Source organism: Pseudomonas sp. BF-R-19, from assembly GCF_019956445.1.
Classification (GTDB): Bacteria; Pseudomonadota; Gammaproteobacteria; order Pseudomonadales; family Pseudomonadaceae; genus Aquipseudomonas; species Aquipseudomonas fluorescens_BH.
In genome coordinates, this window is the sequence record NZ_JAHBDN010000054.1 from 1 (window position 1) to 14,570 (window position 14,570).

13 protein-coding genes are annotated in these 14,570 nt (G+C 55.3%); 6 read left to right on the top strand and 7 right to left on the bottom strand.

Annotation, left to right across the window (positions count from 1 at the left end):
- The 3 genes from KGB28_RS14860 to KGB28_RS14870 form a co-directional block, all read right to left on the bottom strand.
- Nucleotides 1-257: aldo/keto reductase (locus tag KGB28_RS14860; protein ID WP_223446159.1), on the bottom strand; the 257-nt coding region annotated here is incomplete at its 3' end.
- A gap of 117 nt (nt 258-374) precedes the next feature.
- The gene (locus tag KGB28_RS14865) at nt 375-1,316 is read right to left on the bottom strand and encodes an electron transfer flavoprotein subunit alpha/FixB family protein (RefSeq protein ID WP_223446162.1); all 942 of its coding nucleotides are present in this window, start codon (nt 1,314-1,316) and stop codon (nt 375-377) included.
- Entirely contained in the window at nt 1,317-2,066 is a 750-nt protein-coding gene (locus KGB28_RS14870) for an electron transfer flavoprotein subunit beta/FixA family protein (protein ID WP_223446164.1), read from the bottom strand.
- A 467-nt stretch (nt 2,067-2,533) separates the two neighbouring features.
- Between KGB28_RS14870 and KGB28_RS14875 the strand changes: the two genes are divergently transcribed.
- From KGB28_RS14875 to KGB28_RS14900, 6 genes are read left to right on the top strand one after another with little or no spacing between them, the layout of a single operon-like run.
- Nucleotides 2,534-2,986: a MaoC/PaaZ C-terminal domain-containing protein gene (locus tag KGB28_RS14875; RefSeq protein WP_223446166.1), complete on the top strand. Its 453-nt coding sequence runs from the start codon at nt 2,534-2,536 to the stop codon at nt 2,984-2,986.
- The gene (gene glcD, locus KGB28_RS14880) at nt 2,983-4,482 is read left to right on the top strand and encodes a glycolate oxidase subunit GlcD (RefSeq protein WP_223446168.1); all 1,500 of its coding nucleotides are present in this window, start codon (nt 2,983-2,985) and stop codon (nt 4,480-4,482) included. The genes KGB28_RS14875 and glcD overlap by 4 nt, the downstream gene beginning before the upstream one ends.
- A complete protein-coding gene (glcE, locus tag KGB28_RS14885) occupies nt 4,482-5,540 on the top strand; it encodes a glycolate oxidase subunit GlcE (protein WP_223446170.1) in 1,059 nt (352 codons plus the stop codon). Before glcD ends, glcE begins: the two co-directional genes overlap by 1 nt.
- 2 nt (nt 5,541-5,542) lie before the next feature.
- On the top strand, nt 5,543-6,775 hold the full coding sequence (glcF, locus tag KGB28_RS14890; RefSeq protein ID WP_223446172.1) for a glycolate oxidase subunit GlcF: 1,233 nt from the start codon (nt 5,543-5,545) through the stop codon (nt 6,773-6,775).
- Nucleotides 6,772-7,173 carry a heme-binding protein gene (locus tag KGB28_RS14895; protein WP_223446173.1) on the top strand — a complete coding sequence of 134 codons (402 nt, stop codon included), beginning with the start codon at nt 6,772-6,774 and terminating at the stop codon, nt 7,171-7,173. The genes glcF and KGB28_RS14895 overlap by 4 nt, the downstream gene beginning before the upstream one ends.
- Before the next feature lie 11 nt (nt 7,174-7,184).
- Nucleotides 7,185-9,362 carry a malate synthase G gene (locus KGB28_RS14900; protein WP_223446175.1) on the top strand — a complete coding sequence of 726 codons (2,178 nt, stop codon included), beginning with the start codon at nt 7,185-7,187 and terminating at the stop codon, nt 9,360-9,362.
- 209 nt (nt 9,363-9,571) lie between these two features.
- Here KGB28_RS14900 and KGB28_RS14905 read toward each other — a convergent pair whose 3' ends face one another.
- From KGB28_RS14905 to KGB28_RS14920, 4 genes are all read right to left on the bottom strand, one after another.
- Nucleotides 9,572-10,417, bottom strand: coding sequence for a hypothetical protein (locus tag KGB28_RS14905; RefSeq protein WP_223446177.1), 846 nt, complete (start codon nt 10,415-10,417; stop codon nt 9,572-9,574).
- Nucleotides 10,418-10,623: 206 nt separating this feature from the next.
- Nucleotides 10,624-11,385, bottom strand: a complete 762-nt coding sequence (locus KGB28_RS14910; RefSeq protein ID WP_223446179.1) for an enoyl-CoA hydratase/isomerase family protein — start codon at nt 11,383-11,385, stop codon at nt 10,624-10,626.
- Entirely contained in the window at nt 11,382-12,983 is a 1,602-nt protein-coding gene (locus KGB28_RS14915) for a GMC family oxidoreductase (RefSeq protein ID WP_223446181.1), read from the bottom strand. The genes KGB28_RS14910 and KGB28_RS14915 overlap by 4 nt, the downstream gene beginning before the upstream one ends.
- A 198-nt stretch (nt 12,984-13,181) precedes the next feature.
- Complete coding sequence (locus tag KGB28_RS14920) at nt 13,182-14,555, bottom strand: DUF1329 domain-containing protein (protein WP_223446183.1); 1,374 nt, start codon at nt 14,553-14,555, stop codon at nt 13,182-13,184.
- Nucleotides 14,556-14,570: the final 15 nt, after the last annotated feature.

The following is a 14,570-nucleotide window of genomic DNA, read 5'->3' on the forward strand; positions in this document are numbered from 1 at the left end:
ATGCAAGCTTTTACGATGGGTGCCGCCGGCATTAACGTCTTGGCCACCGGGGGGGGGGGGGGCAGAGCATATTTGGTGGTAACCACCATCTTATCTCGATGCCCCTGAAGCAACCGACCGAGTATTTCCTCGCTGGCACCCCCAGTGTAAATTTCATTGGCCGTATCGAGAAAGTTGCCACCTCTATCGCGATAGTGCGAATAGAGGTTCGCTGCATCTGCCTCATTCGTCCCCCATTCTTTGTTGCCAAACGTCATGATTCAGAGACATAGCTCCGATACCCGTAAGCCGGAGTTCCCCAATAACTTGTAACGCATGATGACTCCTTCGACGATCAGCAAGGCGAGCAAACACTCACCTTGCTGCAAGATTGATCAGATGAGTTGGTCGAATTCCGGCACCGCTTCAAACAGATCAGCGACCAGGCCGTAATCGGCTACCTGGAAGATCGGCGCTTCTTCGTCCTTGTTGATCGCAACGATCACTTTGGAGTCTTTCATGCCGGCCAGGTGCTGGATCGCGCCAGAGATACCGACGGCGATATACAACTGAGGAGCAACGATCTTGCCGGTCTGACCGACCTGCATGTCATTCGGTACGAAACCTGCGTCGACCGCGGCGCGCGATGCACCCACGCCGGCGCCCAGCTTGTCGGCAAGGGCGTAAAGGTGTTTGAAGTTGTCGCCGTTCTGCATGCCACGGCCGCCGGAAACGACGATCTTGGCAGCGGTCAGTTCCGGACGATCGGACTTGGCCAGTTCTTCGCCGACGAATTTGGAGATTTCAGCGTCGTGAGCAGCAGCAACCTGTTCAACGGCAGCTGTACCACCTTCAGCGGCAACCGGGTCGAAGCCGGTGGCACGCACGGTGATCACTTTCACGGCAGCGCTCGATTGAACAGTAGCGATGGCGTTACCGGCGTAGATCGGACGCTTGAAGGTGTCAGCGCTTTCGACCGAGATGATCTCGGAGATCTGATCAACGTCCAGGGCAGCGGCAACGCGCGGCAGAATGTTTTTTCCGTTGGAAGTGGCCGAGGCTAGGACATGGCTGTAAATCGCGTGTTGTTCGATCACCAAGCTAGCCACTAGCGGTGCAACATTTTCTGGAAGCTGGTGTGCATAAGCGGCGTTGTCGGCCACCAGCACTTTAGCCACGCCAGCCACTTGCGCAGCGGCTTCAGCCACGGCACCAACACCCAGGCCTGCAACCAAAACGTGGATGTCGCCACCGATTTTGGCAGCAGCAGCAACGGTGTTCAGCGTGGCAGAGGCCAACACTTTGTTGTCGTGTTCAGCAATAACCAAGATAGTCATTTAGATTACCTTCGCCTCGTTTTTCAGTTTCTCGACCAGTTCAGCCACCGACTTGACCTTGATACCCGCGCTGCGTGCCGCAGGCGCTTCGACTTTCACGATCTTGTTCGTAGAGGCGGTGGAAACGCCCAAAGCGTCCGGAGTCAGCACTTCGAGAGGCTTCTTCTTGGCTTTCATGATGTTTGGCAGGGACGCATAACGCGGCTCGTTCAAACGAAGGTCGGTGGTGACGATGGCCGGCAGTTTGAGGGAAACAGTCTGCGCGCCGCCGTCGATTTCGCGAGTCACGGCAACGCTGTCGCCGCTGATTTCGACTTTCGAAGCGAATGTGCCCTGACCGTAGCCGCTCAATGCCGCGAGCATCTGGCCAGTCTGGTTGTTGTCGCTGTCGATGGCTTGTTTGCCAAGGATCACCAGTTGAGGCTGCTCCTTGTCGACAACAGCTTTCAACAGTTTGGCAACGGCCAGCGAAGTCAGATCTTCAGCGGATTCGACGAGGATGGCACGGTCGGCACCCAGAGCCAGCGCGGTGCGCAGTTGCTCTTGAGCGGTGGACGGGCCGACAGAGACGACGACGACTTCAGTCGCAACACCTTTTTCTTTCAGACGTACGGCTTCTTCAACAGCGATTTCGCAGAAGGGGTTCATCGACATCTTGACGTTAGCGAGGTCGACGCCGGAATTGTCCGCCTTGACGCGAACCTTGACGTTGTAGTCGACCACCCGCTTGAGAGGGACCAGGATTTTCATGTGCGTTCTCTAATAGGCGATTACGGGTTAAAGGGCGAAGTGATCCGCCACTCCAATCTTGTTCCAGCCGGTAAAAAAGTCAACATTTAAGATGCCATTAACTGACATTGTGTTATTTTTATCAAAAAATACAGCTATAGTAAAAGGGTCGCTCATAGCCCTCGAGGAGGCACCTGATGGGCTCACCCCGAGAATGCTTGATGGCCAGCCACGTGCGCACGGCAAGACCTTCCCGGCAAAAAACTTATGAGCCATCTCAGGGCCTACCACTCTTTGAAAAAGCACTGATTGTCGATCTCCTTCACACCTCAGGGGTTAGCGCGACCAAGGCAATTAACTGAGCCTGTGTTACTTATGTAAAGCGATCTGAACGGGCGAAATCCACTGCCCATTATTGGCAAGCAGCGCGCTGGCGAGAAGTCGGAGCAGTCGCCTGTAGGCACTGAAACCATGCAAAGGATTTTTCGATGATCCGCCTCAAACGATTCGACGCGGTGCGGTTTCAAGCAGGTGATAGCTTCACGGCGTCTCGCCGTTACAACATTGAGGACGTCCAGCTTTTCGCGAGACTCTCAAGGGACTACCAGTTGGTACATTTCGATGCGTGCTATGCCGAGGCTGGCCCTCTCAAGGCGGCCGTATCACAGGAACTTTTGATGGCCAGCCTGGTAACCGAAATCAGCAGAAAAATTGGCTGGATGAGTGCCGGCATTACTTACACCGTTACTAAACCAGTCCATTCCGGTGACACGATTACCTGCCATTGGGTGATCACAACTTTGGACGAACAGGGCCGGGCCACGGCTCAAATCACAATGACCAACGAAGCGGGAATTACCGTGATGGACGCTGAAACCAGCGGGGTTGTTTCTGGGCTGGTCGGTCACAACAACAAGCAAGGGTTGCCTGCCCAGATATGAATATTCTTTATGATGAACGCGTTGACGGCGCGCTACCGCTCATTGAAAAACACGTACTTTTACAAGCATTGCGTGAGCAAATGCCGGACTTGGAAATTCTTCACAGCAATGAAGAACTCAGGCCTTATGAATGTGATGGTCTATCCGCCTACCGCACTACACCGATGCTGGTGGTTCTGCCTCGCGAGATCGAACAGGTCGAGACTGTTCTGAAAGTCTGCCATCAACAGTGTGTCCCAGTGGTCCCACGCGGCGCCGGCACAGGTCTGTCCGGCGGTGCACTGCCACTGGAAAAAGGTGTACTGCTGGTTATGGCGCGCTTCAACAAAATCCTAGAAATCGATCCCGCCGGGCGTTTTGCCCGCGTACAACCAGGGGTGCGTAACCTGGCGATTTCTCAGGCTGCCGCCCCTTATGGTTTGTATTACGCACCAGATCCCTCCTCGCAAATAGCCTGCTCTATCGGCGGCAACGTGGCGGAAAACGCTGGCGGTGTGCACTGCCTGAAATATGGCCTGACCGTGCACAACCTGCTGAAAGTGGAAATGCTCACTGTCGATGGCGAGCGACTGACTCTGGGTTCCGACGCCCTCGATTCTCCCGGCTTTGACCTGCTGGCACTGTTCACAGGTTCCGAAGGCATGCTTGGGGTGATCACCGAGGTGACCGTCAAGCTGCTGCCCAAACCACAATCGGCCAAGGTGCTGCTGGCAGCATTCGACTCAGTGGAAAAAGCCGGTCGGGCAGTAGGCGATATCATTGCTGCCGGCATCATCCCCGGAGGCCTTGAGATGATGGACAACCTGGCGATCCGTGCCGCCGAGGATTTCATCCACGCAGGTTATCCAGTCGACGCTGAAGCCATCCTACTGTGTGAACTCGACGGCGTCGAAGCCGATGTCGACGACGACTGCGAGCGTGTCCGACAGGTGCTAGAGCAAGCCGGTGCCTCGGAAGTACGCCAAGCTAAAGACGAAGCCGAACGCGTACGTTTTTGGGCCGGACGCAAGAATGCCTTTCCTGCTGTCGGGCGCCTCTCGCCGGATTACTACTGCATGGATGGCACCATACCGCGCCGCGAACTGCCTGGTGTTCTGCGGGCAATCGCCGAGCTGTCCGCTGAATACAACCTGCGCGTCGCCAACGTCTTTCACGCAGGCGATGGAAACATGCATCCACTGATTCTGTTCGATGCCAACACCCCCGGAGAACTGGACCGCGCTGAAGCCCTGGGCGGCAAGATCCTCGAGCTGTGCGTGAAGGTCGGTGGCAGCATCACGGGCGAACATGGTGTGGGCCGGGAGAAAATCAACCAGATGTGTGCCCAGTTCAGCAGCGACGAATTGACCCTGTTCCATGCGGTCAAGGCAGCATTTGACCCCAGCGGCCTGCTCAACCCCGGCAAGAACATTCCCACCCTGCATCGTTGCGCCGAGTTTGGCGCCATGCATGTGCATATGGGGAAACTGCCCTTCCCTGAACTGGAGCGTTTCTAATGCTTGGCCAACATTCCAACGACGCTGGCGCTGAGCTGTTGCAACAGGTTGAGCATGCCCTGCGCAGCCATGTTCCGTTGCGCATCCAGGGAGGTGGTAGCAAGGCTCATCTGGGTCGCGAGGTGCGCGGTCAACTGCTCGATACTTGTGCGCATCGCGGCATCGTCACCTACGACCCTACAGAGCTGGTGATCACGGCACGCGCCGGCACGCCGTTGGCTGAGTTGAACGCGACACTGGACGCCGCTGGGCAAATGTTGCCATGCGAGCCGCCGCACAGCGAAGACGGGGCCACCGTGGGCGGGATGGTCGCTGCCGGCCTGTCGGGACCACGCAGACCATGGGCCGGTTCAGTGCGCGACTACGTGCTAGGAACCCGCGTGATCACCGGCCATGGCAAGCATCTGCGTTTCGGTGGCGAAGTGATGAAGAACGTCGCAGGCTACGATTTGTCGCGTCTGATGGCTGGCAGTTTCGGTTGCCTGGGGCTGCTGACCGAAGTGTCCCTCAAGGTGCTGCCTAAGCCCCGCCAAAGCCTCAGCATCGTCTTAGAAATGAGCGTCGAGCAAGCCCTGCTGAAACTCGCGGAATGGGGGCAACAGCCCGTCCCGATCAGCGCGGCCAGTCATGACGGGCAGCGCTTGCACCTGCGCCTGGAGGGTGGCGAAGGTTCAGTTATGGCGGCTCATGATCGTTTGGGTGGCGAACGTCTCGACGCCGCGTACTGGCGCGAATTGAATGCCCAACGCTTGGCTTTTTTTGCCGATGAGCGTCCACTGTGGCGCCTATCACTACCGACCAATACAGGCCCATTGAGCCTGCCGGGCGAGCAATTGATCGATTGGGGCGGCGCCCAGCGCTGGCTGAAATCCAGCGCCGCGGTCGAAATCATCCGAGCCATTGCCAGGCAAGCCGGTGGGCATGCCACCTGTCATGCAAACGTCGAGCAGCCGTTCCAACCACTGGCGGTTACGCTGTTGCGCTACCAGCAATCGCTCAAGTCACAACTGGACCCGCAAGGGATTTTTAATCCAGGCCGAATGTACGCAGAGATCTGATCATGCAAACCACCTTGAGCGAAAAAGCCCAACGCCTGGAGCGCGCCGAAGAAGCCGAAAGCATCCTGCGCAGCTGCGTGCATTGCGGCTTCTGCAATGCTACCTGCCCGACCTACCAAATATTGGGTGATGAATTGGATGGCCCGCGCGGGCGCATCTACCTGATCAAGCAAGTACTGGAAGGCAATGAAGTCACGGCCAAAACGCAGCAACACCTGGACCGCTGCCTGTCGTGCAGAAACTGTGAAACCACCTGCCCGTCTGGCGTCAACTATCACAACCTGCTGGATATTGGTCGTGCCGTGGTTGATCAGGCAGTACCGCGCAGCGCCGGTGAGCGCATGTTGCGCCATGGTTTGCGGACCTTATTGCCCAACCCGACTCTGTTCAAGCCCTTGATGAATATCGGCAAAAGCCTGCGCCCCTTACTGCCGCAAACCGTACAGCTAAAACTGCCGCGCCACATTGCCAGTGCGAAACCTCGGCCAACGCGAAAGCTTGCAAGAAACATGTTGATGCTTGAAGGCTGCGTGCAGCCAAGCTTGTCCCCGAACACCAATGCTGCTACCGCGCGGGTGCTGGATCGCTTGGGCATCAGCATTACGCCGATCAGCCAGGCTGGATGCTGCGGCGCCGTTGACTACCACCTCGACGCCCAGGAAGCGGGACTGGAGCGCGCCCGGCGCAATATCGACGCCTGGTGGCCGGCCATCGAAAGTGGTGCCGAAGCGATCGTCCAAACCGCCAGCGGCTGCGGTGCTTTCGTCAAGGAATATGGTCATCTGCTCAAACATGATCCGGTGTACGCCCAGAAGGCTGCCCGGATCAGTGCCTTAAGCAAAGATCTGGTCGAGGTCCTGCAAGTTGAGCCCCTAGAGCAGCTAAGCGCTCGCAGCGAGCAGCGCCTGGCCTTCCATTGCCCGTGCACTCTGCAACATGCGCTCAAGCTCGGCGGCGCGGTTGAGAGCGTTCTGGCGCGCCTGGGATTTCATCTTACTGCAGTTCCCGACAGCCATCTTTGCTGTGGTTCCGCCGGCACCTACTCAATCACCCAACCAGCGCTTTCGCGTCAACTGCGTGACAACAAGATCAAGGCGCTGGAGAGCGGCTCACCCGCCGTCATTGCCACCGCCAACATCGGTTGCCAAACCCACCTCGACAGTGCCGGCCGCACCCCGGTGCGGCACTGGATCGAAGTGGTGGAGGATGCCATTCACTCAAAGGAAAACTCATGAACAGCAAAGCCGTATTGAGCCAGAAAGAAGTCGGCCTGATCCTCTCTGCCGCGCGCAGCGAAGCACTGCTCAACCAATGGAATGTTTGCATTGCCGTGGTGGACGATGGCGGTCATCCGCTGGCCCTTGAGCGCCTGGACGGTTGCGCGCCAATCGGTGCCTATATCGCCACGGAAAAAGCCCGGACCTCGGCCCTAGGTCGACGCGAGTCGAAAGGCTACGAAGAGATGGTCAATGGGGGACGCAGTGCATTCCTCTCGGCCCCATTGGTGACGTCGCTGGAAGGTGGTGTACCCATCGTTGTCGAAGGGCAAGTAGTTGGCGCAGTCGGCGTTTCCGGCGTAAAGGCCGACCAGGATGCACAGATTGCAACGGCCGGCGTCCGCGCCTTGAATTGAGAGAACAACAGATGACTGATTACGCAAAACTTCATGGCCTGCAAGTCGCACCTGTCCTGCAGACATTTATCGATGAAGAAGTCTTGCCCGGCACTGGCATAGACGTCCAAGCCTTTTGGAGCGGGTTCTCCGATCTGGTCCAGGAGATGGCGCCGGCTAACCGTGCCTTGTTGGCCGAACGCGAACGTTTGCAGCTGGAATTAGACATCTGGCATAAAGCCAATCCAGGGCCCATTACCGACATGCCGGCGTACCGGGCGTTCCTGTCTTCAGTTGGCTACCTGCTACCACAACCTGCTCAAGTAAAGGTCAGCACCACCAAGGTCGATAACGAAATCAGTCAGCTGGCTGGGCCTCAGCTTGTTGTGCCCGCCATCAACGCACGGTACGCCTTGAATGCAGCCAATGCGCGTTGGGGTTCCTTATATGATGCCCTGTACGGCAGCGACGTTATTAGCAGCGATAGCGGTGCCGAAGCCGGCACGGGTTACAACCCGGTGCGTGGCGCCAAAGTAGTCGCCTTTGCCAAAGCCTTTCTGGATGAGGCTTTGCCATTGCAACTGGGCTCCCACGCCGACGCCACGTCGTACCGCATCATAGGTGGTGCGTTGGCAGTCATGCTCAAAGACGATCAGCACACCACCCTACGCCAGCCGGAAAAACTGGTTGGTTATCAAGGTGCAGCCGCTACGCCAAAGGCCATCGTTCTGCGCAACAATGGCTTGCACATCGAGATCCAAATCGATCCAGACAGCCCGATCGGTCGCAACGACGCCGCCTCAATAAAAGACCTGATGATCGAAGCGGCATTGTCGACCATCATCGACTGCGAAGACTCCGTTGCTGCCGTCGATGCCGGCGACAAGGTACGGGTGTATCGCAATTGGCTTGGGCTGATGAAGGGCAACCTCTCGGAGACGCTGGAGAAGAACGGCAAACCCGTAACCCGCCGACTCAACGCGGACCGTGTATACACTGGCGTCGATGGCGCAGCCTTCAAACTGCACGGCCGCGCCTTGTTGCTCATTCGCAACGTCGGACACTTGATGACTAACCCGGCAGTGCTCTATGGCAATAACCGGGAAATTCCCGAAGGCATTCTCGACGGCATGGTCACCAGCCTGATTGCCTTGCACGACTTAAAGCGCCGAGGCAACTCGCGCAGCGGCAGCGTCTACATCGTCAAACCGAAAATGCACGGGCCAGCTGAAGTCGCCTTCGCCGAGCGCTTGTTCAGCTGTATCGAAGACGTGCTGCAGCTTGACCGCGATACGCTAAAGATGGGCATCATGGACGAGGAGCGCCGCACCAGCGTCAACCTAAAGGCTTGCATTGCTGCGGCTGCGACACGTGTCGCCTTTATCAATACGGGCTTTCTTGACCGCACTGGCGACGAGATCCACACGTCTATGGAAGCGGGTGCGATGCTGCGCAAAGGCGACATGAAAAACACCGCCTGGATACAAGCCTATGAGCGCAACAATGTACTGGTCGGCTTGAACTGTGGACTGCGCGGCCGAGCACAAATCGGCAAAGGGATGTGGGCGATGCCCGACTTGATGGAAGCTATGGTCAAGCAGAAAATCGCACACCCGATGGCCGGCGCCAACACCGCCTGGGTACCGTCCCCTACTGCTGCGACGCTGCACGCCTTGCACTACCACAAGGTCAAGGTAGCGGTGATTCAGCAAGAACTAGAACGATCTGCCCTGGCAGCCGGCGGCGAGGATTTGCTCGATGCCCTTTTGACTGTGCCGGTTGCGTTTGACGCCAAATGGACGGAGAAGCAAATCCGGGAAGAAGTGGAAAACAACGCCCAGGGACTGCTTGGCTATGTGGTGCGATGGGTCGAGCAAGGCGTGGGCTGCTCCAAGGTGCCGGACATCCATGATGTCGGTCTGATGGAAGATCGCGCCACATTGCGTATCTCCAGCCAGCACATTGCCAATTGGTTGCGCCACGGCGTGATCGATCAACAGCAGACCCTGAAAATCCTGCAGCGCATGGCCGTCGTAGTGGATCAGCAAAATGCCGGAGATCCGCTATATCGACCGATGTCTGAAGACTTCGATGGTTCACTGGCGTTCCAAGCTGCTTGTGCCTTGGTGTTTGAAGGGCTTCATCAACCCAGTGGTTACACCGAACCTCTGTTGCATTGCTTCCGCGCCTTGTTCAAGCAAAAACATTAAGGGTTGCGACCGCATCTCCACGCTATATTAGGGAGGTGCGGTTATTGATTTGGATATGCGCTCACCACGTATTGTTAGCCCGCGTTTTTTCTCGATCAGCACCACTCACCTAAGATGCCAGGTCGACTAAAGAGATTAGATAAATTTAATCGCAGAGCTAATTTCTTTAACGCCGGACCATTCAGATCCGATCCAGCGAAATATTTTTCTTAGGCCAAAGTGGCTGTTGCCTTCATGCATACGCTGCCGTCGGGACCTTCGGCCCAGAGAGTCACTGACCTACCATCCTCACTCGGGACACCACACAATCGAAAAGGAGCGATATCATAAAGTGCGTGTAAGACTCGAATACTTAAGTACTTCATCGTAGCAACGGGCAGATGCTCGTGAAGCAGATCAACCAACAACGTCGCAATCAGGTGGGCATGAACAACTAATCCAGGGTACCCCTCGACTTCTTGCGCATAAGAGCGATCGTAATGAATGCGATGCCCATTGAATGTTAAGGCCGAATAACGGAACAACAGAACTGGATCCGGATTAACGGTTCTTGTCCACAGAGGCTCCATGTCGGTCGATTGCGGGCGAGATAACGGTGACTCAAGCTTCGCATTATCAAGATAAATGAGATCCTGCTCTTCGCGGATCAGCAGCCCACCATCATCAAAAATTTCGTGCTGCAGCGTCACAAATACCAGCTGACCGTCCTGCCCTACTTCATGGTTAACGTCAAGAATAGTGGAGACACGCTCGACCTCATCGCCAACTTGAGGGCTGCGAATGTATTCAATTCGACCTCCGGCCCATATGCAGTTGGGCAACGCAATCATAGGTAAAACCCCACGCAAAGGCAGGCCGCCCCCGCCTATTTCCGCGCACTGAGGTGTAGGGAGGAAATAAAGCCAATGCCAAAGCTCAGGCAGCAAATCACCAGAGAGGGCAGCGCCATAATCATGATTTAGCGTCGCCGCTAGCGCGTTTACCGGCATCAGCGTGAGCTGATCCTTCATTCTCTTTTTATGCCCTATCCAGCTTTTATGATTGTTGATATCCAACTCCCCAAACTCCATTAACGCTATTGAAAAAGCATTCGTACGCAATATTCACTGACAGGGTTGATATCAGGATTACATATGGCGCGCGGGCTTAGCCGTGCCCGCAATGAAATCCTGGCTTTGGTCGATAAGACAAAATTCTCCGCAGGAAGGAGTAAAGAGTTATGACACCATAATCGCAAGCCAGTCATTGTTATTCAGGGCCTTCATCCATTTGCAGCAATGATTCCCAGACCTTCCATCGCCAGACCATACCCAAGCTCGTCCATAAAACGACGCTTGATAGGTTGAGTGAAAGCGACGCGGGTATAACGCAGCGTTTCGATCGGCTTATTCGCCAGTTGTCGGGCAAGTTCCCACGCACGAGCCAATAGCTGATTGGCTGGCAGAACCTCACTAACAACCCCCAACGATAGCGCTTCGACGGCCGTCAACCGTTGACCAGTGAGCAGGAAATAGCGTCCTCGATTGGCCCCGAGCAGCATGGGCCAGACCACTTGCACGCCGTCCCCAGGCACCACTCCGTAGATAAAGTGCGCCATGTCGGCCAATTCGGCTGTATCGCTGGCCAGGACAATGTCAGAGAGCACCGGGATTTCAGCGTGAATGAACGCTGGACCATTAATGGCACCTATCACCGGAACTTCGATATCAAGCAGGTTCATCAACAAATCCTTGCCTTCGCGCTGCAGCCGATGCCAGCCTTTAGACATTGGCTCTGAAGGAACTTCCTGCAGGTTCATGGACGCGCAAAAAGCCTCTCCAATGCCAGTGATGATCAATACCCGTACTTCAGGATCGCGGGCGATCTCACGAAAACAGTCACCTAACTGTGTGTGAATACTGCCGTCCAGCGCCCCCCAATTGAGAGATTCGCCAGCGCTATGCATGGTCAGTTGCAGGATACCGTCAGTACGCTCTAATCGAATATTAGCGAAACGTTGTGAGTACTCTTCCAATTTGCTCACGATGCGGCCTCCTGAATCAGTTGAGCGGCTCGCCATGCCATCGCCATCACTGGCCCGTTTGTGTTACCCGAGATCATGGTTGGAAACACTGAGAGATCGACAACGCGCAGACCTTGTACTCCCCTCACGCGCAGCTGCGGGTCAACCACTGCTGTATCGTCTGCACCCATGGCGCAGGTTGAACTGGCGTGAAATCCAGACTGTCCACGACGCCGAAACTCATCGATGATTTCTTGGTCAGTTTGAATCCTGGGTCCAGGATGAGTCTCTTCGAGCACCATATGACTCATCGACGAGCTCTGGATAACCTTACGCATGCACCGAAAGGCAGCGACCGAAACTGCTCGGTCATGGGGGTCGGTCAAATAGTTGGTGCTTATTTGTGCGGGCACACTGGAGTCCGCCGACTTAATAAGTACACTCCCCAAGCTACGTGGACGCATGGGATAGACAAACAGCTGCATACCCGGGAACTTCTCAAAACTATAAGTGGGTGCCGAAACCTCTAGCGAGTACGGCGCCATCATTATTTGGAAATCAGGCCGAGCAAGGTTCGGCTGGCTCTTGAAGAAGCCACCCACTTGATAAGAACCCAGCGCCATGACGCCAGTTTTGGTGAGAAAATACTGCAAGGCATTTTTAAGGAGTCGCACACCAGAGAACTGCCGGTTCTGGCTATCTCGCCAGTGCCGCAATCGCACTTGCAACGCATACAACAAATGCTCTTGCATGTTACGTCCGACGTTCGGGTTGTGAACAACAACATCGATACCGAGCCCAGAAAGATGCTCACGATCACCGACCCCGGATAGTTGCAACAAGCGGGGGGACTCCAGAGCGCCGGCACTCAGGATCACCTCATAGCGAGCATTATAACGAAGGGTTTTCCCGCCGCTGACACACTCAACCCCTACAGCCCTGGTCCCTTCAAATTGTACACGCTGAACCAGGGTATCGGTCACCACGGTCAGGTTGCCGCGTTTGCGTACCGGGGACAGAAAGGCTTTTGCAGCGCTCTGTCGGACACCACCTGAAATGGTGTAATTAAGGTAGGCCACACCTTCGTGATCAAGCTCGTTGATATCTTCCTTGCGCGGTAGACCAAGCGATTCGCAAGCGGCAATCACCGCCTCACCCAACGCATTGCGCTCACCATACGGCGTAACTTTCAATGGCCCCTGCCCGCCGCGAATCTCACTTTCACCCAAGGCGTGATTCTCAATGCTGCGAAAAGCCTTGAGCATGGTCGTCCAGCCCCAGCCGGTCGCACCATTAGCCTCCCACTCATCGTAATCCTGTGGATGGCCGCGCATGTACACCATCCCATTGATAGAGCTGGATCCGCCGAGCATCTTGCCTCGTATCCAGGTCTCATTGACGCGACCGCTGCCCTCCTGAGGATCGACTGGCAGAAACCATGCGCGTTTGGGATCAGTCAGTAGTTTACCGAAACCTTTCGGCATTCGGATGAAGGCGTGACTATCCTCTGGCCCTGCCTCGATCAGTAATACGCGAGTATCCGAATTTTCAGAAAGGCGATTTGCAAGCACACAGCCGGCCGATCCAGCGCCGACAATGATGTAATCGAAATCTTTCATTAAATGAAACTCTTTGGGTGTCCTTATCCGTGACTCCCACAAAAACGGAAAAAGACACTATTCCAATCACGCCAAGCCTCGCTATGACGTGGGAAGTCACTCGCCAAGAGGCATAAAGCGTATGAGGCATTAACGATGTACTAGAGGGTACCAAAACAGCCATCTCCGCCAGAGACTGACGGAGATGACTGTCGGACTTTAGCGAACTCCCGTGCCCTGTAGAGCACCCGGCGTCGTCGCGAATGAAGCTCGCAACGTGGCCGGTCTCAGGAAACCGTTTTCACCGCCGTAAATGGGTGTAACAAGGTATTGATTCTTTTGGAGATCTTGAATCCAAAAGGACCCCCCATACATCCATTGAACTTCAGGGCTGTAGGCTTGCCATGGTGAGGAATGCCCTACGCGGTAAACCTGCCCTGCTTGATCGTAACCAATAGCAGCGACAATCCTCCAGCTATCCTCATCAATGTAGATTTTGCGCGTTTTATATGCATGGCGCTCACCCGCTTTGAGGGTCGCATCAACTTCCCATACGCGATGCAGTTCCCAGCGTACTCTATCCGGGTTCGGATGCTGCTTACCCAAAACTTGCGTAGACGTACTGTTCGTGACGTCGTAGCCATTGTAAGGAATGTACATTTCCTTCTTGCCGATCAACTTCCAGTCAAAGCGATCAGGCCTTCCGGAAAAAAGCTGAATTTCATCCCAAAACAACCCACCTCCATAGTTAGGCGAAGGGGTATCATATTTAAACTCAGGTGCCAATCTCACTCGGCGCTGCCCAGGAGAATAGGACCAGGTAATCTGATCCTGCGTCGCGTAATTTAAAGAATAGTGCACCAAAGAAGCTTCACCTGCCTGCCGAGCCGGTCCTTTGGTATTGAAAAGGGATTTGTAGTAAATCGGACCTTCAAGCTTGTCCTTATCTTTGTTGTAGTACTGCGTTTCGTAATAACCCAAGTTGGTGCCAACGTTGGTGACTTGACCGTTAGAATCAACGAGATAACCAGTGCTGAGCTCCTCGAGCGCCACGGGGCGCCAGAACAGAATATTATTCCACAGGGCTTCCAAGCCGTTCTTCGGAATAGGAAATGGAACACCCGCATATGCGCCTTCGACGCCATCCCCTTTGTCATTCAGCAATTTCGCTATTGTTGCATTCTTAAGTGTGTTGTCCAATACCCACTTGGGGTAAACCGCGGTGCGATGGGTGGGATAGACGTTGATTTTATAGGTGTCAGGCCAACGCTTGAGAAGCGTTTGAGCTCCCTCGTCAAGTTTGTCCTTGTACTGGCTCATGTTCGCAGCGGTGATGGTAAACAGCGGTTTTTCATCGGCAAAAGGATTAAGGTAGACGCCGCTACCTGGTTTATAACCAGAGGGAGGCGTGATTGCGGCCTTGTTCTGATCGTAAGGGGGAATTGTCCCTTCCTTGTTCCCCGCCACTTCTGCGCCGAAGGGGGTAAGCGTGGAGCCCAGTTGCTTGACTTCTTCGGGAGAGGCCCCGTAAGCAACTCCGGCAGCCAGCATTGTGGCGAAACTGAAAGCAAATACAGTTGGCAAGGCATTCATGAAAACCTCCATTCG